20 protein-coding genes are annotated in these 21653 nt (G+C 71.5%); 10 read left to right on the plus strand and 10 right to left on the minus strand.

Going from position 1 to position 21653, the window contains the following annotated elements:
* Window positions 1-83 precede the first annotated feature (83 nt).
* The 3 genes from B9B60_RS09765 to B9B60_RS09775 all read right to left on the minus strand — a co-directional run bounded on the left by B9B60_RS09765 (window position 84) and on the right by B9B60_RS09775 (window position 2746).
* A complete protein-coding gene (locus B9B60_RS09765) occupies window positions 84-524 on the minus strand; it encodes an SMI1/KNR4 family protein (RefSeq protein WP_084451239.1) in 441 nt (146 codons plus the stop codon).
* Entirely contained in the window at window positions 524-1432 is a 909-nt protein-coding gene (locus B9B60_RS09770) for an HNH endonuclease (RefSeq protein WP_234993838.1), read from the minus strand. Before B9B60_RS09770 ends, B9B60_RS09765 begins: the two co-directional genes overlap by 1 nt.
* 81 nt (window positions 1433-1513) lie before the next feature.
* Complete coding sequence (locus B9B60_RS09775) at window positions 1514-2746, minus strand: deoxyguanosinetriphosphate triphosphohydrolase (RefSeq protein WP_084451241.1); 1233 nt, start codon at window positions 2744-2746, stop codon at window positions 1514-1516.
* A gap of 116 nt (window positions 2747-2862) precedes the next feature.
* On the opposite strand from B9B60_RS09775, the gene B9B60_RS09780 reads away from it, so the two are divergent.
* Entirely contained in the window at window positions 2863-6237 is a 3375-nt protein-coding gene (locus tag B9B60_RS09780; RefSeq protein ID WP_084451242.1) for a pyruvate carboxylase, read from the plus strand.
* 3 nt (window positions 6238-6240) lie between these two features.
* Here the strand turns inward: B9B60_RS09780 and dusB are convergent, their stop codons facing one another.
* Entirely contained in the window at window positions 6241-7476 is a 1236-nt protein-coding gene (dusB, locus tag B9B60_RS09785; protein WP_084451339.1) for a tRNA dihydrouridine synthase DusB, read from the minus strand.
* 49 nt (window positions 7477-7525) lie between these two features.
* Between dusB and B9B60_RS09790 the strand changes: the two genes are divergently transcribed.
* From B9B60_RS09790 to B9B60_RS09800, 3 genes are all read left to right on the plus strand, one after another.
* Entirely contained in the window at window positions 7526-8485 is a 960-nt protein-coding gene (locus B9B60_RS09790; RefSeq protein WP_084451340.1) for a cation diffusion facilitator family transporter, read from the plus strand.
* Window positions 8482-9330 carry a sulfurtransferase gene (locus B9B60_RS09795; protein ID WP_084451243.1) on the plus strand — a complete coding sequence of 283 codons (849 nt, stop codon included), beginning with the start codon at window positions 8482-8484 and terminating at the stop codon, window positions 9328-9330. Before B9B60_RS09790 ends, B9B60_RS09795 begins: the two co-directional genes overlap by 4 nt.
* A 213-nt stretch (window positions 9331-9543) precedes the next feature.
* Window positions 9544-10752 (plus strand): IS110 family RNA-guided transposase, encoded by a 1209-nt coding sequence (locus B9B60_RS09800; protein WP_072625198.1) that lies wholly within the window; start codon window positions 9544-9546, stop codon window positions 10750-10752.
* A gap of 96 nt (window positions 10753-10848) precedes the next feature.
* Here the strand turns inward: B9B60_RS09800 and B9B60_RS09805 are convergent, their stop codons facing one another.
* Both B9B60_RS09805 and B9B60_RS09810 read right to left on the minus strand, forming a co-directional pair.
* Window positions 10849-11595 (minus strand): alpha/beta fold hydrolase, encoded by a 747-nt coding sequence (locus tag B9B60_RS09805; protein WP_084451244.1) that lies wholly within the window; start codon window positions 11593-11595, stop codon window positions 10849-10851.
* 4 nt (window positions 11596-11599) lie between these two features.
* Window positions 11600-13006 (minus strand): glycine--tRNA ligase, encoded by a 1407-nt coding sequence (locus B9B60_RS09810; protein WP_084451341.1) that lies wholly within the window; start codon window positions 13004-13006, stop codon window positions 11600-11602.
* Window positions 13007-13066: 60 nt separating this feature from the next.
* Here B9B60_RS09810 and B9B60_RS09815 point away from each other — a divergent pair, with 60 nt between their 5' ends.
* The 5 genes from B9B60_RS09815 to B9B60_RS09835 are packed head-to-tail and all read left to right on the plus strand — an operon-like array spanning window position 13067 to window position 16562.
* Window positions 13067-13375, plus strand: a complete 309-nt coding sequence (locus B9B60_RS09815; protein WP_072624887.1) for a DUF6703 family protein — start codon at window positions 13067-13069, stop codon at window positions 13373-13375.
* A 49-nt stretch (window positions 13376-13424) separates the two neighbouring features.
* A complete protein-coding gene (locus B9B60_RS09820) occupies window positions 13425-14381 on the plus strand; it encodes a metal ABC transporter substrate-binding protein (protein WP_084451245.1) in 957 nt (318 codons plus the stop codon).
* Complete coding sequence (locus tag B9B60_RS09825) at window positions 14378-15175, plus strand: metal ABC transporter ATP-binding protein (RefSeq protein ID WP_234993829.1); 798 nt, start codon at window positions 14378-14380, stop codon at window positions 15173-15175. Before B9B60_RS09820 ends, B9B60_RS09825 begins: the two co-directional genes overlap by 4 nt.
* Complete coding sequence (locus B9B60_RS09830; protein ID WP_084451342.1) at window positions 15172-16173, plus strand: metal ABC transporter permease; 1002 nt, start codon at window positions 15172-15174, stop codon at window positions 16171-16173. Before B9B60_RS09825 ends, B9B60_RS09830 begins: the two co-directional genes overlap by 4 nt.
* Entirely contained in the window at window positions 16170-16562 is a 393-nt protein-coding gene (locus B9B60_RS09835; protein ID WP_084451247.1) for a Fur family transcriptional regulator, read from the plus strand. Before B9B60_RS09830 ends, B9B60_RS09835 begins: the two co-directional genes overlap by 4 nt.
* A gap of 9 nt (window positions 16563-16571) precedes the next feature.
* Here the strand turns inward: B9B60_RS09835 and B9B60_RS09840 are convergent, their stop codons facing one another.
* The 3 genes from B9B60_RS09840 to recO all read right to left on the minus strand — a co-directional run bounded on the left by B9B60_RS09840 (window position 16572) and on the right by recO (window position 19147).
* A complete protein-coding gene (locus B9B60_RS09840) occupies window positions 16572-17537 on the minus strand; it encodes a class II glutamine amidotransferase (RefSeq protein ID WP_084451248.1) in 966 nt (321 codons plus the stop codon).
* Window positions 17538-17600: 63 nt separating this feature from the next.
* Window positions 17601-18389 carry an isoprenyl transferase gene (locus B9B60_RS09845; protein ID WP_072624892.1) on the minus strand — a complete coding sequence of 263 codons (789 nt, stop codon included), beginning with the start codon at window positions 18387-18389 and terminating at the stop codon, window positions 17601-17603.
* Window positions 18386-19147 (minus strand): DNA repair protein RecO, encoded by a 762-nt coding sequence (gene recO, locus B9B60_RS09850; RefSeq protein ID WP_084451249.1) that lies wholly within the window; start codon window positions 19145-19147, stop codon window positions 18386-18388. Before recO ends, B9B60_RS09845 begins: the two co-directional genes overlap by 4 nt.
* A 98-nt stretch (window positions 19148-19245) precedes the next feature.
* On the opposite strand from recO, the gene B9B60_RS09855 reads away from it, so the two are divergent.
* A complete protein-coding gene (locus B9B60_RS09855) occupies window positions 19246-19869 on the plus strand; it encodes an alpha-ketoglutarate-dependent dioxygenase AlkB (protein ID WP_084451250.1) in 624 nt (207 codons plus the stop codon).
* A 7-nt stretch (window positions 19870-19876) separates the two neighbouring features.
* Here the strand turns inward: B9B60_RS09855 and leuA are convergent, their stop codons facing one another.
* Complete coding sequence (gene leuA / locus B9B60_RS09860) at window positions 19877-21619, minus strand: 2-isopropylmalate synthase (protein ID WP_084451251.1); 1743 nt, start codon at window positions 21617-21619, stop codon at window positions 19877-19879.
* Between the last annotated feature and the right edge of the window lie 34 nt (window positions 21620-21653).

Genomic DNA, 21653 nt, shown 5'->3' on the forward strand with positions numbered 1-21653 from the left:
GGCCGCGCTGTCCCTGCCACTCCATCGCCAACTCGGATATAGCAACACGCCCTAGGTCGCGCCACCGACGCCAGCGGCCCCGGTCACCAGGGGATCGGCCGCAGCCCCTCGACGAAGGGGGTGAAGCCGGCGGTGACGCGGGTGGCCGCCTCCTCCTCGTGGGCCCACGACCACACCGACCCCGGGGCCTCGCCCGCGATCGCGAGGCAGACGAGGTCGCCGGCGTCGTTGGTGCCGATGGGCGTCAGGTCGTCCGGGACCCGGCCGGCGTAGACCTTGCGCGAGCGGAGCAGGTCGAGCTCGGCGTGCTCGACGCCCAGCCCGAAGAAGATCGTCACCACCGGGTGGGTGGCCTCGTCGACGTCCAGGTCGTCGGTGCCGTACTTGAGGTCGTCCTCGGTGACGCCACCACCGTTGGCGCGCAGCCACTCCCGGTAGTCGCCGGGCAGGGGTGAGCCGATCTGCGCCTCGAGCGCCGCGAGCGCGGCGTCGTCGGGTGCGGCGTAGCGGGTGCGGAAGTCCATCAATCGCTCGTCTCGGCTCCGTTGTGCTTGTGCAGTGACCGTCCCCCAGCATGCTTGACCGCCGCGTGCAGGTCACGCGGGATGAGGATCAGCTCACCGCGCCCGGTCTCGGGGTCGTAGGCGTGGGTGTGGTGCCACACCCAGTCCTCCTGCAGCTCCTTGGCCGTGTCCTTGTCGATGCCGGCGGCCTCGTAGGCCAGTCGGATGTCCTTGCTCGACGTCGTGGTCAGCTCGACGAGCACCGGCGGGTACTCCGTGCTGGCATAGGGGTAGAAGTTCGGGAAGCCGAACTCGTCGATCTCGACGCCGTCGGGGTAGGCCTCCTGCAGCTCCTCGCTCCACTGCGGCCCGTGCTCCTCGGACGTCTCCTCGCTCCAGTCCGGCCCGCCGTAGGTCTTCCCGGCGAAGTCGCCATTGGGCACCCCCCGCCCGCTGACGACCGCCGTCCCGTCCTCCGGGTCGACGTCCCACGCGGGGTTGACCCCGTCGGTGTGCTCATCGCGCCACCGCTGCGCCGCGTCCCGGGTCATCGCCCCGGTCTCGGGGTCGACGTCGGCGAGCGCCTCGCGCGGCGCCGGGTTGGTGTCCTCGGCGACCTTGAGCGGCGTCGTCGAGGACGCGAGGACGAAGGGTGCGGCCCCTCCCCCTTCGTCGGAGGCCGTCTCCTGATCGGCGGCCTGACGCAGCAGGGTCGCGCTCGCCTCCTCGAGCGCCGCCCCGGCGCCGACGAGCGCGGGCGTCAGGTCCGCCCACGAGCGCAGGAGGAACTCGGCATCACCTCCCCACCAGACCTCCCCGAGCACGCCCGCGCTGGCCGTCCCCGCGACACGGACCTCCTCGACGTCGCCGGCGCAGCCGCGCAGCGCCTGCGCGACCTCGCGGACCCGCGCCGCGTCCATCCCCTGCATGACCGTCACGCGCCCGACCGTGGCAGGACCCGGCGGGCCGCGGGAATGGGGAGGACTCCCCTGTCACCGGGAGTTCACCCGTCAGTCGCAGTGCGCCGCGTGCAGGGCGAGGGCACGCACGTCGGTCAGGCTCGCCACCTGGTCGACGACGACCCGCAGCCGGGCCGAGTCGTCCTGCGCCGCAGCGAGATCGGGGCGCAGGTCGGCGTCGACCCGCGCCGCGGGGTCCGCGGCGAACCATCGGGCGAGGTCGGCGACGACCGCGCGCTGGTGCGCATACTCGTCGTCACGCTCGCCGGAGAACATGACGAAGTGCGCGGCCACGGCCTTGAGCACCGCGACCTCGGCACGCGAGTCGTCGGGGACGACGAGACGGGCGTCGTAGCGCCCGAGGTCGCCGGGCCCGTGCACGGCGCGGGTCGCCTGCTCGGCGGCGTGGACGAAGCGTCCGATGATCCGTGAGGTCATGTCCTTGAGCCCCGCGAGGCCGGCGCGCGACCCGTCGTAGTGCTCGGGCACGGCACCGGTGGCGAGGATCCGCTCGAGCCCCTCGCCGACGGCGTCCCGACCGAGGTCGGCGGCGAAGAAGCGCACCGCCATGTCGAGCACCGCCTCGGTGTCCTCCGCGTCGCGCAGCCGGCGCAGGTCCAGCCGGCCGGAGGCGACGGCGTCCTCGACGTCGTGGACCGAGTAGGCGACGTCGTCGGACCAGTCCATGACGTCGGCCTCCAGGCAGCGCACGAGGCCACCGGGGCTCCCTTCGCGCATCCAGTCGAAGACGGGCAGGTCGTCCTCGTAGACGCCGAACTTCGGTGTGGGAGCGGGGCCGCGACCCCGCCGCCACGGGTACTTCGTGGCCGCGTCGAGGCTCGCGCGGGTGAGGTTGAGGCCGGCGGGCCGCCCGTCGGGGTGGACCCGCTTGGGCTCGAGCCGGGTGAGGATGCGCAGCGTCTGCGCATTGCCCTCGAAGCCGCCGATGTCGGCCGCGACCTCGTCGAGCGCCGTCTCGCCGTTGTGACCGAAGGGGGGATGCCCCAGGTCGTGCGCGAGGCAGGCGACCTCGACGACATCGGCCGCGCACCCGAGCGCACCGCCGAACTCGCGGCCGATCTGGGCCACCTCGAGGCTGTGCGTCAGCCGGTTGCGCACGAAGTCGTCGCTGCCCGGGCCGAGCACCTGGGTCTTGGCCGAGAGGCGTCGCAGAGCCGCGGAGTGGATGAGCCGCCCGCGGTCGCGCGCGAAGTCGTCACGGTCGGCGCGCTTGTGCACCGGGTCCTCGGAGACCCACCGCTCCCGGTCGCTGCTCTCGCTCACGCGGGTGAGCCTACGTCGGCCGGGGCGGACCCAGCTTGCGGAACACCCCCTGTGCCGGGAGCGGCATCGCGACTAGCGTTGGCACGACCCATGGCCGACACACCCCGGAGGCTCCCATGTTCCGCAAGATCCTCGTCGCCAACCGAGGCGAGATCGCCATCCGCGCCTTCCGCGCGGCCACCGAGGTCGACGCGACGACCGTCGCCGTCTACCCGGTCGAGGACCGCCTCTCCGAGCACCGGATGAAGGCCGACGAGGCCTACGTCATCGGCGAGGAGGGCCACCCGGTCCGCGCCTACCTCGACCCCGAGGAGATCGTGCGGGTGGCCCGCGAGGCCGACGTCGACGCGATCTACCCGGGCTACGGGTTCCTCTCCGAGAACCCGCAGCTCGCCGAGGAGTGCGCGCGCCACGGCATCACCTTCATCGGTCCCCCGGCCGAGGTCCTCGAGCTCACCGGCAACAAGGCCCGCGCGATCGCCGCGGCGAAGGAGGCCGGCCTGCCGACCCTCGACGGCGCCGAGGCGACGACCGACCTCGACGCCCTCGAGCGCGCCGCGGAGGAGATCGGGTTCCCCGTCTTCGTCAAGGCGGTGAGCGGCGGCGGTGGCCGCGGCATGCGGCGCGTCGAGCGCCGCGAGGACCTGCGCGGGGCCCTCGAGGCCGCCCAGCGCGAGGCCGAGTCGGCCTTCGGCGACCCGACCCTCTACCTCGAGGAGGCGGTCGTCAACCCGCGGCACATCGAGGTCCAGGTCGTCGGTGACGCCAGCGGTGAGGTCCTCCACTTCTTCGAGCGGGACTGCTCGGTGCAGCGGCGCCACCAGAAGGTCGTCGAGATCGCCCCGGCGCCCAACCTCGACCCCGACCTGCGCGAGCGGATGTGCGCCGACGCGGTGCGTTTCGCGAAGTCCATCGGCTACGTCAACGCCGGCACCGTCGAGTTCCTCCTCGGAGAGGACGGCCGCTACGTCTTCATCGAGATGAACCCGCGCATCCAGGTCGAGCACACCGTGACCGAGGAGGTCACCGAGGTCGACCTCGTCGTCATGCAGCTGCGGATCGCGGCCGGCGCGACCCTCGCCGAGCTCGGCATGCGCCAGGAGGACATCGGCACGCACGGCTTCGCCCTGCAGTGCCGGATCACGACCGAGGACCCGGCCAACGGGTTCCGCCCCGACTCGGGCACGATCTCCGCCTACCGCTCCGCCGGCGGCTCCGGGGTGCGCCTCGACGGCGGCACGACCTTCGTCGGGGCCGAGGTGAGCGCCCACTTCGACTCGATGCTCGTCAAGCTCACCTGCCGCGCCCGCACCTTCCCGCTCGCGGTCCGCCGGGCCCGACGGGCGCTCGCCGAGTTCCGCGTCCGCGGGGTCGCGACCAACCTCCCCTTCCTCGAGGCGGTGCTCGCCGACCCCGACTTCCAGGCCGGCCGGGTCACGACGAGCTTCATCGACGAGCGCCCCGAGCTGCTCGAGGCCCCGACGGGCAAGGACCGGGCGACCAAGCTGCTCACCTACCTCGCCGACGTCACGGTCAACCAGCCGCACGGCCCGCGCACGAGCGACCTGCGCCCGAGGACCAAGCTGCCGCAGCTGCCGCAGGGCGAGCGCCCCGAGGGCAGCCGTGACCGCCTCCTGCGGCTCGGCCCCGCCGGCTTCGCCGCCGACCTGCGCTCCCGCACCGACGTCCCGGTGACCGACACGACCTTCCGCGACGCCCACCAGTCGCTGCTCGCCACCCGCGTGCGCACCCGCGACCTGCTCCACGTCGCCGAGCACGTCTCCCGGCTCACCCCCCAGCTGCTGTCCGTCGAGGCCTGGGGCGGCGCGACCTACGACGTCGCCCTGCGCTTCCTCCACGAGGACCCGTGGGAGCGGCTCTCGGCCCTGCACGAGGCGATGCCCAACGTCGCCCTCCAGATGCTCCTGCGCGGGCGCAACACCGTCGGCTACACGCCCTACCCGACGAGCGTCACCGACGCCTTCGTCGCCGAGGCCGCCCGCAGCGGCTTGTCGATCTTCCGCATCTTCGACGCGCTCAACGACGTCGACCAGATGCGCCCCGCGATCGAGTCGGTGCTCGCGACCGACACCGCGGTCGCCGAGGTCGCCCTGTGCTACACCGGCAACCTCCTCGACCCGGGCGAGGAGATCTACACGCTCGACTACTACCTGCGCCTCGCCGAACGGATCGTCGACGCCGGCGCGCACGTCCTCGCGATCAAGGACATGGCCGGGCTGCTGCGCGCCCCCGCGGCGGCCCGACTCGTGACCGCGCTGCGCGACCGGTTCGACCTCCCGGTGCACCTGCACACCCACGACACCGCGGGCGGCCAGATCGGCACCCTCCTCGCGGCGATCGGGGCCGGCGTCGACGCCGTCGACGCGGCGAGCGCGACGATGGCCGGCACCACCTCGCAGCCCTCGCTGTCCGCCCTCGTCGCGGCGACCGACGGTACCGACCGGCCGACCGGCCTGGACATCGAGCAGGTCTTCGCGCTCGAGCCCTACTGGGAGGGCGTGCGGCGCCTCTACGCGCCCTTCGAGTCCGGGCTGGCCTCCCCCACCGGCCGCGTCTACCGGCACGAGATTCCCGGCGGGCAGCTGTCCAACCTGCGCCAGCAGGCGATCGCCCTCGGCCTCGGCGAGCGCTTCGAGGAGGTCGAGGACATGTACGCGGCCGCCGACGCGATGCTCGGCCACATCGTCAAGGTGACGCCGAGCAGCAAGGTCGTCGGCGACCTCGCGCTCTCCCTCGTCGGCCTGGGCGCCGACCCGGCGCAGTTCGAGGCCGACCCGGCCCGCTTCGACATCCCCGACTCGGTCATCGGGTTCCTCCGCGGCGACCTCGGCGACCCGCCCGGCGGGTGGCCCGAGCCCTTCCGCAGCAAGGCGCTCGAAAGCCGCCGCGAGCACCCGCCGACCGCCGATCTCACCCCCGAGCAGGAGCAGGCCCTGCGCGACGCCCCGCGCGAGACGCTCAACGAGCTGCTCTTCCCCGGCCCGACCCAGGAGATGCGCACCGCCCGGGCGAGCTTCGGCGACACCTCGGTGCTCGACACCGGCCTCTTCCTCCACGGCCTGGAGCAAGGGCGCGACGACGAGGTCGAGATCGAGCCGGGCAAGACCCTGACGATCGGCCTGAGCTCGGTGAGCGAGCCCGACGAGCACGGCATGCGCACCGTCATGGGGACGGTCAACGGTCAGCTGCGCCCCGTCCAGGTCCGCGACCGCGGCGTCGACGCGGAGGTCGTCGCGGCCGAGAAGGCCGACCCGGGCGCCTCCGGTCAGGTCGCGGCCCCCTTCGCCGGGGTCGTCACGGTCCAGGTCGCCGAGGGCGACGAGGTCGAGGCGGGCGCCACCGTCGCGACGATCGAGGCGATGAAGATGGAGGCCGGCATCACGACCCCCGTCGCGGGCACGGTGCGCCGGCTCGCGGTCGGCGCGCGCCAGCAGGTCGAAGGGGGCGACCTGCTCGTCGTCGTGGAGTGAGGGTCAGCCGCCGTCGGCGACGGACTGCTCGGCGGCGGCGACCTGCGCCCGCTGGTCCTCGTCGAGCTCGCGGGAGGCGAGCCAGTTCTCCGGCAGCGCCACGACGCGCGAGGACCCGGCCCGACCACGCTGACCCTCGGCGGCAGCGCCGGGCCACGGGCTCGTCGGGTCCATCGTCTCGATGAGCCGGTCGAGGGCGGCGAGCGAGTCGACGAGCGCGAGCTGGTTGCGCACCGTCGACCCGGCGGGGAAGCCCTTGAGGTACCAGGCGATGTGCTTGCGGATGTCGCGGCAGGCGCGCAGCTCGTCGCCGGCGTAGAAGTCGGTGAGCAGCTCGGCGTGCCGGCGCAGCGTGGCCGTCACCTCACCCAGCGTCGGTGTCACGCGCACTTCGGCCCCGGCGAAGGCGGCCGCGAGGTCGGCGAACAGCCACGGCCGACCGAGGCAGCCGCGACCGACGACGACGCCGTCGCAGCCGGTCTGCTCGACCATCGCGAGGGCGTCCTCGGCCGACCAGATGTCGCCGTTGCCGAGCACCGGCACCGAGGTGATCGTCTCCTTGAGCAGCTTGATCGCCGACCAGTCCGCGTGACCGGAGTAGGCCTGGCTCGCGGTGCGGCCGTGCAGCGCGACCGCGGCGACACCCTCCTCGACGGCGGCGGTGGCCGCCTCGAGGTAGGTGAGGTGCTCGTCGTCGATGCCCTTGCGCATCTTCACGGTGACGGGGACGTCCCCCTTCGCCCCCTCGGTGACGGCCGCGGAGACGATGGCGCGGAAGAGGTCACGCTTCCACGGCAGTGCCGCTCCCCCGCCCTTGCGGGTCACCTTGGGCACCGGGCAGCCGAAGTTGAGGTCGATGTGGTCGGCGCGGTCCTCGCTGACGAGCATCCGCACGGCGGCAGCGGTCGTCGCCGGGTCGACGCTGTAGAGCTGCACGCTGCGCGGCCGCTCGTCCTCGTCGTGCGCGATGAGTCGCATCGACTCCGGCGTGCGCTCGACGAGCGCGCGCGAGGTGACCATCTCGTTGACGTAGAGGCTGCTCGCGCCGGTGAGCCCGCTCGCGGCGAGCCCGGCGTCGCCAGCCTCGCGGCACAGGCGACGGAAGGCGCGGTTGGTGATGCCGGCCATCGGTGCCAGGACGACCGGTGAGTCGATGACGTGCCGGCCGATGCGAAGGGGAGGCAGCACGCGCTCCCCCGTGGTCGCCGGGGTGGTGGGGGCAAGGGTGGAGGACGTCATCGCGCCTCCCAGTGTCGCACCGGCGGGGCCGGCAGGGACAATCGTGGGCGTGACCACCCGAGCCTCCTCATCGCGCAGCCGTCTGGAGAGGTTCGCGTGGCTCTCGATCGCCGCGGCCCTCGCGACGATCGCACTGAAGACCGGCGCCTGGTGGGTGACCGGCTCGGTCGGCCTGCTCGCCGACGCCGCCGAATCGATCGTCAACCTCGTCGCGGCCGTGGCCGCGCTTGTCGCCCTGCGGGTCGCGGCTCGCTCTGCGGATGACAACCACCACTTCGGCCACAGCAAGGCGGAGTACTTCTCCGCGGCGATCGAGGGCGGGATGATCTTCGTCGCCGCGAGCTTCATCATCTGGCAGTCGATCGGTCGCTTGCTCGACCCGCAGCCCGTCGAGCAGGCCGGCGTTGGTCTGGCGATCTCGGTCATCGCGTCGGTCATCAACGGCGCGGTGGCGTGGGTGCTTCTGCGCGCCGGCCGCCGCCACCACTCGATCACCCTGCGGGCCGACGGTCAGCACCTGCTCACCGACGTGTGGACCTCCGTCGGGGTCGTCGTCGGCGTGCTTCTCGTCGTCGTCACCGGCATCGACCGGCTCGACCCGGTCGTCGCCCTGCTCGTCGGGGCCAACATCATCTGGACCGGGTGGAAGCTCGTCAGCGAGTCCGGCCGCGGCCTCATGGACGAGGCGCTCGACCCGGAGACCAATGCCCGCATCGCCGACGCGCTCTCCCGGCACCGTACCGACGAGGTCGACATCCACGGCCTGCGCACCCGGGGTGCCGGCCACCTGTCCTTCGCCGAGATGCACGTCCTCGTCCCCGGCGCCTGGTCCGTGCGCCGCGCCCACGACATCGTCGAGGGGATCGAGCGCGCGCTCGAGGACGAGTTCGACGACCTCACGGTGACGACCCACATCGAGCCGCGCGAGGACCCGCGCGCCTACGACGACTTCGGTGACTACGAGGTCCCGATCCAGACCCTGCCCCACGACCCCGAGGAGCCCGCATGACCGCCCTGATCACCGCCGACGGCCTACTGCACGAGATCGACGAGAAGGACCTGCTCGTCCTCGACGTCCAGTACACGCTCACCGGCGACGGCCCCCGCCTGTACACCGGGGGCCACGTGCCGGGCGCTCCCTTCGTCGACCTCGACACGGTCCTCGCCGGCCCCGCGGGCGAAGGGGGGCGGCACCCCCTGCCCGACGTGGAGACGCTGCAGGCCGGACTGCGCGCGGCCGGTCTCGACGACGACTCGCGCGTCGTCGTCTACGACCAGGGCACCTCGCTCGGCGCCGCCCGGGCGTGGTGGGTCCTGCGGTGGGCCGGGGTCGAGGACGTGCGCGTCCTCGACGGCGGGCTGGCCGCGTGGCGTGCCGCCGGCGGCACCGTGGTCACCGAGCCGGTGAGCCCGGAGCCGGGCACGGTCCACCTCGAGGCCGACCAGCTCGTGGCGCTCGACGCCGAGGACGCCGTCGCCACGGCCAAGCTCGGGGTGCTCGTCGACGCCCGCTCGCCGGAGCGCTATCGCGGCGAGGAGGAGCCGATCGACCCGGTCGCGGGCCACATCCCCGGTGCGGTCAACGTACCGATGAGCGACCTCGTGCAGCCCGACGGGCGACTGCGGCCGGCCGACGAGCTGCGCGAGCGCTTCGCCCGCGAGGACATCGACGAGGTGACCGTCGTCGGCACCTACTGCGGGTCGGGCATCACCGCGGCCCACACCGCCCTCGCCCTGCACGAGGCGGGCGTCGACGCCGACGTCTACATCGGCAGCTGGAGCGAGTGGATCACCGACCCGAGCCGCCCGATCGCCACCGGCGCCTGCCCGTTACCTTCTTCGTGCCCTCGATGATGGGGGTGTTGGTCGCTGGGCTCGGCATGACTTACTGCCCCTGTCGCGTGGATGATCCGGGGGGTGTTGTCACCGGGCCTGGTGGCGTCGGTCTGACCGCTGATAGGGACACGGCCCCCGCTTGGGTGGTCTCTTCGTAACGTGGCTGCCGGCTGCTGACGCCAGACCGCGGCCGGCGTGACCACTGTCTGCGCGTGGGCAAGGAGGCCCGTCATGGAAGAGCCATCAGCACGCCGCGGGTACGCGGTGTTCCTCGGGTTGGACGTCGGCAAGGGCGAGCACCACGCCACCGCCCTCGACCCCGAGGGCCATCGGATGCACGACCGACCTTTGCCGCAGGACGAGCACGCACTGCGGGCCCTGTTCGAGCAGTTGAGCGAGCACGGGCGCGTGCTCGTGGTCGTCGACCAGCCCGCCTCGATCGGCGCGCTGCCCGTGGCTGTGGCACGCGATGTGGGGGCGGACGTGGCCTACCTGCCCGGACTGGCCATGCGCCGCATCGCCGACCTGCACCCGGGCAACGCTAAGACCGACGCCCGCGATGCGTATGTCATCGCTGAAGCAGCACGGACGCTGCCGCATGCCCTGCGCCGCGTCGACACCGGCGACGAAGCGCTGGCCGACCTGGAAGTGATCGTCGGCTTCGACGACGACCTCGCAGCCGAGGTCACCCGGGTGACCAATCGCATCCACGGGCTGCTGACCCAGATCCACCCGGCCTTGGAACGGGCCATCGGCGGCAAGCTGCACCACAAGGCGATCTTGGAACTGCTCCACCGCTACGGCGGCCCCACTGGACTGCGCGCAGTCGGCAAGAAGCGGATCGCCAACGTCGTCAGGCCACGGGCTCCGCGCTCCCACCACGCGATCGTCGACGCGATCATGGCCGCGCTGGACGAGCAGAGCGTGACAGTTCCCGGCACCCGGGCCGCCGAGCTGGTCCTGCCCCAGCTGGCCGACCAGCTGACCGCGCTGCTGGCGCAACGCGAGCAGGCCGCGGCCCAGGTCGAGGAGATGCTCGATGCACACCCTCTTGCCGCGGTCCTGACCTCGATGCCCGGCATCGGGGTCAGGACCGGAGCACGCATCCTGCTCGAAGTCGGCGACGGAACCACATTTCCCACACCCGGGCACCTGGCCGCCTACGCCGGACTGGCCCCGGTCACCCGTCGATCCGGATCCTCCATCCGCGGCGAACACCCCTCACGCGGAGGCAACAAGAACCTCAAACGCGCGATGTTCCTGTCCGCGTTCGCCGCGCTGTCCGACCCGACCTCACGCGCCTACTACGACCGCAAACGCGCCCAGGGCAAGAAGCACAACGCCGCTCTGATCTGCCTGGCCAGACGCCGCTGCGACGTCATCTACGCCATGCTCAGAGACGGCACCCCCTACCAACCCGGCCCAGCCACAGCCGCTTGACGGAACCCATAGGGACACCCCCCCGCCCACTCCGCATTGCCCTACGGCAATGCAGATCCTTCATTGCCGTAGGGCAATGCACATCCTTCGGCGGGCTCAGGCCGGCAGGCCCGACACGAACTCCGCGATCGCCCGGGCCACGGGCGCCGGGTGGGTCATCGGGGCGAAGTGCGTGGCTCCGGGCACGTGGACGATCTCGAGGTCCTGACGCAGGCGACGGGCCCTCCCTTCGCCCACCCGGAACTGGTCGAACTCACCGTTGATCGCGAGGATCGGCACGTCGACCTCGGTGAGCGAGCGCAGGTCGACCTCGTCGATGACGGCATCCCAGGCATCGGGGATCGCCGCAAGGCCGGGGCCGCGCTCGAGCACCGCGTCGGCCGTGCGCTCACCGATGATGCGGCGCAGCGACGCCGCATCGGTCTCGCGGAGCTGCGAGGCCCGACGCTCGTCACCGAGCCCGGCCCGCAGCGCGGACCCCATCGCCCGGTAGACGCCCGCGAGCCGAGAGCTCGGCTGGGCCGTCGAGCCCATGAGCACCAGACCGGACAGGACCATGTGGTGCTGTGCCGCCCACTCCATCGCCACGTAGCCGCCGAGGCTGTGGCCGGCGAGCACGACCCGGTGCCGACCGGGGTCGAGCTCGGCCACGCCGCCGCTCACGGCCTCGAGCGCACCCTCCATCGTGAAGGGCAGCTCGGTCGCGAGTCCGTGCCCGGGCAGGTCGACGTGGTGGCAGACGATCCGCCCGAGGAGGGCCTCCTCGAGGGGGATCCAGGACGCGGAGTTGAGCCGGCTGCCGTGGACGAGCAGCAGCCGGATCGGCGCGCCCGCCCGGGTCATGACGTCAGGACCCGAGCAGCCTCGGCGCGAGCCACGCCTCGACCTGGTCGATCGAGACCCGCTCCTGCGCCATGGTGTCGCGCTCGCGGATCGTCACCGCGTTGTCCTCGAGGGTGTCGAAGTCGACGGTGATGCAGTAGGGCGTGCCGATCTCGTCCTGGCGGCGGTAGCGCTTGCCGATGGCCTGCGAGTCGTCGAAGTCGACGTTCCAGCTCTTGCGCAGCTGCGCCGCCAGGTCGCGCGCCTTGGGCGACAGGTCGGCATTGCGCGACAGCGGCAGCACGGCCGCCTTGACCGGGGCGAGCCGGTGGTCGAGGCGCAGGACGGTCCGCTTGTCGACGCCGCCCTTGGCGTTGGGCGCCTCGTCCTCGGCGTAGGCGTCGACGAGGAAGGTCATGATCGAGCGGGACAGGCCGGCCGCCGGCTCGATGACGTAGGGGGTGTAGCGCTCGTTGTTGGCCTGGTCGAAGAAGGTCAGGTCGGTGCCCGAGTGCTTGCTGTGGCTCGTCAGGTCGTAGTCGGTGCGGTTGGCGATGCCCTCGAGCTCGCCCCACTCGCTGCCCGCGAAGTCGAACCGGTACTCGATGTCGACGGTGCGCTTGGAGTAGTGGCTCAGCTTGTCCTGCGGGTGCTCGAAGTGGCGCAGGTTGTCGGGGTTGATGCCCAGGTCCGTGTACCAGCGGGTGCGCTCGTCGATCCAGTACTGGTGCCACTCCTCGTCCTCACCCGGCTTGACGAAGAACTCCATCTCCATCTGCTCGAACTCGCGGGTGCGGAAGATGAAGTTGCCCGGCGTGATCTCGTTGCGGAAGGACTTGCCGGTCTGCGCGATGCCGAAGGGGGGCTTCTTGCGCGAGGTCTGCAGGACGTTGTTGAAGTTGATGAAGATGCCCTGCGCGGTCTCCGGGCGCAGGTAGTGCAGACCGGACTCGTCCTCGATGACCCCGAGGTAGGTCTTGAGCATCATGTTGAACTCGCGGGCCTCGGTCCACTGGCCGCGCGTGCCGCAGTCGGGGCAGACGATCTCGCTCATCGGGATCGAGTCGGGGTCGATCTCCTCACCCTTCTTCGCCGCCTTGTCGGCCACGGCCTCCTGCAGGTGGTCCTGGCGGTGGCGCTTGTGGCAGCTGAGGCACTCGGTGAGCGGGTCGGTGAAGGTGCCGACGTGACCCGAGGCGACCCAGGTCTCGCGCGGCAGGATGATCGAGGAGTCGAGGCCGACGACGTCGTCGCGGCCGGTGACCATCGAGCGCCACCACTGACGCTTGATGTTCTCCTTCAGCTCGACACCGAGCGGCCCGTAGTCCCACGCGGAGCGGGTACCGCCGTAGATCTCACCGCACGGGAAGACGAAGCCCCTGCGCTTGCAGAGGTTGACGACGGTGTCCACGGTGGAGGTCTGCTTGGCCATGTGGGAGAGGTTATCCGGCACCGTGCCGAGCAGCCGCATCGGCCCGCTTACCCTGTGGGGGTGTCCAGCAGCTCCTCCCGCCGCCCCGAGCCCGTCGCGACCAATGCCTTCGAGCGCGCGAGCCTGCCGCTGACCCGTGTCATCGCGGGCCTGCCGCCGGCCGTGCCGATCGTCGTCGTCTTCGCCCTCGTGCTCGTCGGCGCCTTCCTCGGTCCGTGGGGAGCGATCCCGCTCGGCATCGTCGTGCTCTTCCTCGCGTGGATGCTCGCGCTGAGCTGGCCGCGGCTGACGTCGAGCGAGCGTCTCATGCGCGTCGCCGTGATCCTCCTGGTCGTCGGCGTGACGGCCGTGCGGCTCTTCCCCCGGTAATTCGCCCGTGGTTTGACAACGGTTCTCATTTCATCTGAGAATCGTTCTCATGCCGATGCGCCACCGCCTCCCCCTCACCGTCTCCGCCCTCGTCCTCGCCCTCACCGGGTGCGGTTCCGCCGACGGTGGCGAAGGGGGTTCCGCCGACGGTGACGCCTCGCTCACGATTGCCACCTCCTTCTACCCGCTGCAGCACGCGGCCGAGCAGGTCGGCGGCGACCACGTCGCCGTCACCAACCTCACCAAGCCCGGCGCCGAGCCCCACGACCTCGAGCTGACGCCCAAGCAGGTCCTCGAGGCCACCCGCGCCGATGCCCTCGTCTACCTGAAGGACTTCCAACCGTCGGTCGACGACGCGGCCAAGGAGGCCGGCGACAGCGCGATGGACGTCTCTCCCTTCGCCCGTCTGGACATCGAGATCGACGAGCACGAGGGGCACGACCACGAGGAAGGCGAGGAGGGCCACGCCGGACATGATCACGGCGCCACCGACCCGCACTTCTGGCTCGACCCGACGCGCTACGCCGAGGTCGTCGAGGCCCTCGGCGAGCGCTTCGCCGAGGCCGACCCCGACCACGCCGCCGACTACCGCGCCAACGCCAAGGAGTTCGCCGGCGAGCTCACGGCTCTGGACGAGGACCTCACGGCCGGGCTCGACGACTGCACGAGCACCGACCTGGTGACCGGGCACTCCGCCTTCGCGTACTTCGCCGACCGCTACGGCTTCCACCAGGAGTCGGTGAGCGGGCTGACCCCCGGCGCCGAGCCGAGCCCGACGGCCCTCGCCGACCTCGTCGAGCACATCGAGGATGAGAAGATCACGACCGTGTACGCCGAGACGCTCGTCCCCCAGGACACCGCCGACACCATCGCCCGCGAGACGGGCGCCGAGGTCGCCGTGCTCGACCCGATCGAGGGGCTCACCGACGCGTCCGCCGGCGACGACTACGTCTCGGTCATGCGCAGCAACCTCGAGACCGTGCGTGAGGGGCAGGGCTGCTCATGACCGGAGCGCCCCCCGTCATCGAGCTCGAGGGCACCGCCTTCGGCTACGAGGACCGCACGATCGTCAGCGACCTCGACCTCACCGTCCGCCGCGGTGAGGTCGTCGCCGTGCTCGGCCCCAACGGCTCCGGCAAGTCGACCTTGGTCAAGGGGCTGCTCGGCCTGTCCGAGCTGCACGCCGGCAGTGCGCGGGTCCTCGGTCACGAGGTCGGCTCCCCCGGCGCGCGCGCCGGGATCGGCTACGTGCCCCAGCGGCACACCCTCGCCTCGGCCGTGCGGGCCACCGCCGCCGAGATCGTCACCATGGGCCGCACCGTGCGTACCCCGTGGTGGGCGCCGTGGCGCATCCGCGACGCCGCCGGGCGCGACCTCGTCCACGAGTCGCTGTCGGTCGTCGGCCTCGCCGACCTGGCCACGCACGACGTCGCCACCCTCTCGGGCGGCCAGCAACGCCGGGTCCTCATCGCCCGCGCCCTGGCCAGCCGGGCCGACGTCTTCCTCATGGACGAGCCGACCGCCGGAGTCGACCGCGGGCACCAGGCGGTGCTCGTTGCCGTCATGCGCCGCCTCGTCGAGCGGGGCGCGACCCTGATCATCGTCACCCACGAGCTCGACGCCCTCGCCGAGATCGTCACCCGCACGATCGTCGTGCGGGGCGGCGGCATCCGGCAGGACTGCGCCCCGGGCGAGCTGGCCGCCGGCGAGGAGGCCCACACCCACCACGCCGGCGAGGAGGCACCACCCCCTTCTACCGTGCCGACCACGATCATCACGTCCACGGGAGGGCACCGCTGATGGACCTGCTGGCCCTGGACTTCATGCGCAACTCGCTCATCGCCGCCCTGCTCGTGGGGGCGTCGGCACCGCTCGTGGGTGTCTTCCTCGTGCAGCGGGGCATGTCGCTCGTCGGCGACGGCATGGGGCACGTCGCCCTCGCCGGCGTCGGCATCGGGGTGCTCACGAGCACCTCCCCCGTGCTCACCGCCCTCGTCGTCGTCGTCCTCGCGGCGGTCGCCATCGAGCTGCTGCGCCACCTCGGCCGCACCGGTGGTGACCTCGCGCTCGCCGTGATGTTCTACGGCGGCCTCGCCGCCGGTGTGGTCATCATCGCCAAGGCCCCCGCCGGGTCGGCCAACAACCTGCAGGGCTACCTCTTCGGAGCCCTGACGACCGTCTCGCCCAGCGACCTCGTCCAGTTCGCCGTGCTCGCGGCGGCCGTGGTCGTCACGGTGATCGTCCTGCGCGAGCGGCTCTTCGCAGTCGCCCAGGACGACGAGTACGCCCGCGCCTCGGGCCTGCCCGTGCTCGCCACCAACATCCTGCTCGCCGTGCTCACCGGCGTCACCGTCGTCATCTCGATGCGGGTCATCGGGCTGCTGCTCATCAGCGCCCTGATGATCCTGCCCAATGCCACCGGCCAGTACCTCGGACGTTCCTTCCGCGGGAGCCTGGTCTGGGCGGTTCTCGTCGGCACGCTGACGAGCGTCGGCGGCGTCGTCACGAGCTTCTACGTCGACACCCCCTCGGGCGCGACGATCGTCCTGCTGGCCATCGCCGTCTTCGTCGTCGCCGCTGCGGGCATGACGCTCGTGCGGGCCCTCGGCCACCGACGACACCGCACCGCCGAGGCGCACGAGCACGTGCACTGGGAGGACTGCGGTCACGAGGTCGTCCTGCACGGCGACCACGTCGACTACCTGCACGACGGGCGCCGGCACGCCCGCCACGGCGACCACTGGGACGAGCACACCCCCGACCCCGCAGGCCCCACCCTCGAAGGGAGCCCCCGATGACCGACACCCGCACCCGCCGCCCCACCCGCCAGCGCACGGCGATCGAGGCCGACGTCGACCGGTCCGACGAGTTCCGCTCGGCGCAGGAGGTCCACGCGAGCCTCGCCGCCGGCGGCGACAAGATCGGTCTGGCGACCGTCTACCGGACCCTGCAGGCCATGGTCGACGAGGAGGCGCTGGACTCCCTTCGCACCGACGACGGGGAGATCGTCTACCGCCGCTGCAGCACCGGGCACCACCACCACCTCGTCTGCCGCGACTGCGGCCGCACCGTCGAGGTCGAGGGCCCGGCGGTCGAGCGGTGGGCCGACAAGGTGAGCGCCGAGCACGGCTTCACCGACGTGTCGCACACCCTCGAGCTCTTCGGCCGCTGCGTGGACTGTGGCTAGGCGATCCGGCTACGGCGCGGCGGGCAGGGCGAGCCCGCGGACCGACCGGGTGATGCGGCCGTCCTCCTGCTTGGCGAGGAACATCATCGAGCCGTACTCCAGCGGCAGCCAGCCCTCGCCGTCCTCGGTGAGGGGCTCGGAGGCGAAGACGGCCGCGGTGGCGTCCTCCTCGGTGCACTCCTCGAAGCCGTAGGTCCCCTCAGCCTGCTCGAAGTTGCGTCCCAGCAGCAGGTACATCGGCTCGAGGAGCATCCCGAGGTCGAAGTCGTCGCTGCCTGCGGGAGCCTTGCGCAGCTCGCGCCAGTCTCCCGGCGGGTCCACCTCGCCGTGGTGCCCGAGACCCCAGTTGATCCCGATGATGCGTCCCGGCGAGACCAGGGCCATCTTGAGCTTGGTCAGGCCCGGGAGCTGCAGGGTCTCCATGGCATCGGCCACGAGTCGGACCAGTCGCTCGACGGCACGCTGGACGTCCTCGTCGCTCTCACCCTCCAGCAAGGACAGCAGGAGCACGGCGAGGAACTCGGTGTCGGTCGTGCCGCGCATCTGCTGGAGGTACTCGTCCGTGCAGTGCTGCAGCAGCTCGCGCTGCAGGATCTGCCAGCCGGGCAGGTAGCCGTTCTGCGCGACGAGCCACGGCGCGCCCTCGAAGAAGAAGGGGTGGCAGTTCTCGTCGGCCAGGACGACCTGGGAGTCGTAGGCCGCCGCCCGCACGTGCGCGAGGAGGGTGTTGGCCTGGAGGCTGGGGATGATACTTGCGGCATTGTCGTCGTAGAAGGCCGCCATCGGCCGGCGGTAGATGAGTGGCTCGTCGGGCTTGAGCAGGTGGTCACCCCACGCGCCGAAGCCCCACCCCGCGAGCTGCAGCTCGGGGTGACGCTCCGGGTCGAGCGCCTGGTTGATCAGGCTGTTGTCCGGCGTGAGCAGCAGGCTCTCCAGCGGGGTCTCCGGCCCGATGTAGGCAAGGACTCGACACATGTGCGACCTCTCCGTGACGGCTCACCGTGCGTCGGTGCACGGTCTCGCCAGCGTAGGTGACGCTCAGACGATCCCCGGGGTGGGGGCGTCCACCGCTCCGCCGTACCGGCGCTCGCGCCGGGCATACGTCTCGATGGCCTCCCACAGGTGGCGGCGGTCGTAGTCGGGCCACAGGGTGTCCTGGAAGACCATCTCGGCGTAGGCCGACTGCCACAGCAGGAAGTTGCTCGTGCGCTGCTCCCCCGAGCTGCGCAGGAAGAGGTCGACGTCGGGCATCGTCGGCTCGGTGAGGTAGCGCGCGATGGTGCGCTCGTCGATGCCCGAGCCCTTGAGCCGGCCGGCCTTCACGTCGTCGGCGATGCGCCGCACCCCGTCGACGATCTCGGCGCGGCCGCCGTAGTTGACGCAGAAGTACAGCGTCATCGCGTCGTTGTCGCGGGTCATCTCCTGGGCGATCTCGAGCTCCTTGATGACCGAGCTCCACAGCCGCGGCCGGCGGCCGACCCAGCGCATGCGCACGCCCCACGCGTGCAGCTGGTCGCGGCGGCGCCGGATGACGTCGCGGTTGAAGCCCATGAGGAAGCGGACCTCCTCGGGCGAGCGCCGCCAGTTTTCCGTCGAGAAGGCATAGGTCGACAGGTGCTTGACGCCGATGTCGAGCGCGCCGGCGACGACGTCGAGCAGCGCACCCTCGCCGGCCTCGTGCCCCTTGGTCCGCGGCAGGCCGCGCTGGTTGGCCCAGCGGCCGTTGCCGTCCATGACGATCGCGACGTGCCCGGGGACCAGGTCGGCGGGCACCGGCGGCGGCGTCGCTCCGCTCGGGTGGGCGAAGGGGGTCTCGTAGCGGCTCATCCGGTCCTCTGCGATGGGGTGGGGTGGCTGGTCGTGCGGTCGACGTGACGAAGGGAGAGCACCCCGCGCTCGAGGTGCCACTGGAGGTAGGCGGCGGTCAGGCCGGACCCCTCACGTCGATGGCGTGGGTCGGAGGCGTCGGCGACGACCCAGTCACCGACGAGCAGCGCAGCGAGGAGCTCGAGGGTCTCGGTCGCGGGGGCCGACGAGCCCGGGACCCGACAGCTGCGGCACAGGACCCCGCCGTGGGCGACGTGGAAGGCGCGGTGCGGCCCCGGCTCGCCGCACTGGGCGCAGTCGTGGAAGCTCGGTGCCCACCCCGCGACGGCCAGCGCCCGCAGGAGGTAGGCGTCGAGGACGAGCTCGGCGGCGTGGTCGCCCTGGGCCAGGGTCCGCAGGGCTCCGGCGAGCAGGAGGTACTGCTGCACCGAGGGCTCGTGCTCCTCGCTGAGGCGGTCAGCCGTCTCGAGGATCGCCGTGCCTGCGGTCCAGCGCGAGTAGTCGCGCGCGATCTGGTCGCCCCACGGGTCGAGCGACTCGGCCTGCGTCACGGTGTCGAGGTTGCGGCCCTCGTAGCACTGGAGGTCGACGTGCATGCCCGGCTCGAGGCGGGCGCCGAACTTGGACTTGGTGCGGCGCACCCCCTTGGCCACCGTGCGAATCTTGCCCCGGCCCCGTGTGAGCACGGTGATGATCCGGTCGGCCTCACCCAGCTTGTGGGTGCGCAGCACGACTCCGGAGTCGCGGTAGAGGGGCATGGCTCCATTGTCTCCCTTCGCCCTGACAGCGCGCCGACCCCACGCCGCGCCCGCACGACCTGTCGAACAGTTGTTCGACCCACTGCTATGGTCTAAACATGCAGGCGCTCCAGTCCTCGCTCTTCGACACCGCCGACTCCCCCACGCTCGGTGATCTCGGGCGGCGCCATCGGCGCTACCTCGACGGCACGGCGTGGGTCGACCTGCTGCCAGGCTGGGCGTGCGGCAGCGACGAGGTCCTCGACGCCCTGCTCCACGACGTCCCGTGGCGGGCCGAGCGCCGTCGGATGTACGACTCGGTCGTCGACGTCCCTCGTCTGACCTGCTTCTACGCCGCAGGCGAGAGCCTTCCCCACCCGCTGCTGACCGACATGCGTGAGCAGCTCTCGGCGCACTACGCGACGGAGCTGGGTGAACCCTTCGTCACCGCCGGGCTGTGCCTCTACCGCGACGGCCAGGACTCCGTGGCCTGGCACGGCGACCGCATCGGCCGCAGCCGCGAGCAGGACACGATGATCGCCATCGTCTCGCTCGGCTCGGCGAGGCACCTGTGCCTGCGCCCTCGCGATGGCGGTGTCTCGCAACGGGTCTCGCTCGGTCACGGCGACCTCGTCGTCATGGGCGGCGCCTGCCAGCGCACCTGGGACCACGCCGTGCCCAAGACGAGCGCCCGGGTCGGGCCCAGGGTGTCCATCCAGTTCCGCGTGGCCGGGGTGCGCTGACAGCGCCTCAGGCCTGAGCGACCATGTCCCGCTCCGCGCGGTTGACCGCCGAGAGGATCGCGCGCAGCGAGGCCTTGACGATCGAGTCGTGCAGGCCGACGCCCCACAGGACGCGGTCACCGACGGCGCACTCGACGTAGGCAGCCGCGCGGGCGTCGCCACCGGCCGACAGGGCGTGCTCGGCGTAGTCGAGGACCCGCACGTCGACACCCAGCGGGGCGAGGGCGTCGAGGAAGGCCGCGATCGGGCCGTTGCCGCTGCCGGAGATCTCGACCTCCTGGCCGGCGTCGAGGATGTGCCCCTCGATGCGGTCCAGGCCGGAGTCCTCACCGGTGAGCGTGGAGCGCACCGGCTGGAAGCGACCCCAGCCGTCCTTGTCCTCGCTGTGCAGGTACTCGTCGTTGAAGACCTGCCACAGGGCCAGGCCGCTCATCTCGCCACCGTCGCTGTCGGTCTTGTGCTGGACGACCGCGGAGAACTCCATCTGCAATCGACGCGGCAGGTCGAGGCCGTGCTCGGACTTCAGCAGGTAGGCGACGCCGCCCTTGCCGGACTGGGAGTTGACTCGGACGACGGCCTCGTAGGAGCGGCCGATGTCGTGCGGGTCGATGGGCAGGTAGGGCACGCCCCAGTCGATGCCGTTGACGTCGGTGCCGGCCTCCTTGGCCCGCACCTCCATGTCCTCGAAGCCCTTCTTGATCGCATCCTGGTGCGAGCCCGAGAAGGCCGTGTAGACAAGGTCGCCACCCCACGGGTGACGCGGGTGGACCGGCAGCTGGGTGCAGTGCTCGACGGTGCGACGGATCTCGTCCATCTGCGAGAAGTCGACCTGTGGGTCGATGCCCTGGCTGAAGAGGTTCATCCCCAAGGTCACCAGGTCGACGTTGCCGGTGCGCTCGCCGTTGCCGAAGAGGCAGCCTTCGATGCGGTCGGCGCCGGCGAGATAGCCCAGCTCGGCGGCAGCCACGCCCTCGCCACGGTCGTTGTGCGGGTGGAGCGACAGCACGACCGACTCGCGACGCTCGAGGTTGCGGCTCATCCACTCGATCGAGTCGGCGTAGACGTTGGGCGTGGCCATCTCCACCGTCGCCGGCAGGTTGATGATCATCTTGTGGTCCGGCGTCGGGTCGATGACGTCGATGACCTCGTTGCAGATGCGCGCCGCGAAGTCGAGCTCGGTGCCCGTGTACGACTCCGGTGAGTACTGGTAGTAGACGTCGGTGTCGGGGATCGTCTCCTCGAGCTTCTTGCACAGCCGCGCACCCTGCAGGGCGATGTCGACGATGCCGTCCTGGTCGGAGTTGAAGACCACGCGGCGCTGCAGGACCGACGTCGAGTTGTAGAAGTGGACGATCGCGGTCTTGCTGCCGGCGATGGCGTCGAAGGTCTTTTCGATGAGGTGGTCCCGGCACTGCGTGAGCACCTGGATGGTCACGTCGTCGGGGATGTGGCCGCCGTCGATGAGCTGGCGGCAGAAGTTGTAGTCGGTCTCGCTCGCGCTGGGGAAGCCGACCTCGATCTCCTTGTAGCCCATCCTCACGAGCAGCTGGAACATCTGCAGCTTGCGCTCGGCGTCCATCGGGTCGATGAGGGCCTGGTTGCCGTCGCGCAGGTCGACCGCGCACCAGCGCGGGGCCTGCGTCATGACCTGGTCGGGCCAGGTCCGGTCGGGCAGCTCGACGGCAATCTGATCCTGGAAGGGGACGTACTTGCGCACCGGCATCGCGGTGGGCTGCTGGGGGTGGATCATGCTCTGTCCTTCGTCACGTGGGGTGGGGGCTGGC

This window comes from Janibacter indicus, from assembly GCF_900176385.1.
Lineage (GTDB): Bacteria > Actinomycetota > Actinomycetes > Actinomycetales > Dermatophilaceae > Janibacter > Janibacter indicus.

Excerpts from the sequence above, each read along its gene's own strand:
- B9B60_RS09840 (WP_084451248.1), bottom strand. The coding sequence starts at position 17,537 with ATGTGTCGAGTCCTTGCCTACATCGGGCCGGAGACCCCGCTGGAGAGC.
- B9B60_RS09800 (WP_072625198.1), top strand. The coding sequence starts at position 9,544 with ATGGAAGAGCCATCAGCACGCCGCGGGTACGCGGTGTTCCTCGGGTTG.
- dusB (WP_084451339.1), bottom strand. The coding sequence starts at position 7,476 with ATGACGTCCTCCACCCTTGCCCCCACCACCCCGGCGACCACGGGGGAG.
- B9B60_RS09825 (WP_234993829.1), top strand. The coding sequence starts at position 14,378 with ATGACCGGAGCGCCCCCCGTCATCGAGCTCGAGGGCACCGCCTTCGGC.
- B9B60_RS09780 (WP_084451242.1), top strand. The coding sequence starts at position 2,863 with ATGTTCCGCAAGATCCTCGTCGCCAACCGAGGCGAGATCGCCATCCGC.
- B9B60_RS09855 (WP_084451250.1), top strand. The coding sequence starts at position 19,246 with ATGCAGGCGCTCCAGTCCTCGCTCTTCGACACCGCCGACTCCCCCACG.
- B9B60_RS09795 (WP_084451243.1), top strand. The coding sequence starts at position 8,482 with ATGACCGCCCTGATCACCGCCGACGGCCTACTGCACGAGATCGACGAG.
- B9B60_RS09765 (WP_084451239.1), bottom strand. The coding sequence starts at position 524 with ATGGACTTCCGCACCCGCTACGCCGCACCCGACGACGCCGCGCTCGCG.
- recO (WP_084451249.1), bottom strand. The coding sequence starts at position 19,147 with ATGCCCCTCTACCGCGACTCCGGAGTCGTGCTGCGCACCCACAAGCTG.
- leuA (WP_084451251.1), bottom strand. The coding sequence starts at position 21,619 with ATGATCCACCCCCAGCAGCCCACCGCGATGCCGGTGCGCAAGTACGTC.
- B9B60_RS09835 (WP_084451247.1), top strand. The coding sequence starts at position 16,170 with ATGACCGACACCCGCACCCGCCGCCCCACCCGCCAGCGCACGGCGATC.
- B9B60_RS09805 (WP_084451244.1), bottom strand. The coding sequence starts at position 11,595 with ATGACCCGGGCGGGCGCGCCGATCCGGCTGCTGCTCGTCCACGGCAGC.
- B9B60_RS09845 (WP_072624892.1), bottom strand. The coding sequence starts at position 18,389 with ATGAGCCGCTACGAGACCCCCTTCGCCCACCCGAGCGGAGCGACGCCG.
- B9B60_RS09810 (WP_084451341.1), bottom strand. The coding sequence starts at position 13,006 with ATGGCCAAGCAGACCTCCACCGTGGACACCGTCGTCAACCTCTGCAAG.
- B9B60_RS09820 (WP_084451245.1), top strand. The coding sequence starts at position 13,425 with ATGCCGATGCGCCACCGCCTCCCCCTCACCGTCTCCGCCCTCGTCCTC.
- B9B60_RS09770 (WP_234993838.1), bottom strand. The coding sequence starts at position 1,432 with ATGCAGGGGATGGACGCGGCGCGGGTCCGCGAGGTCGCGCAGGCGCTG.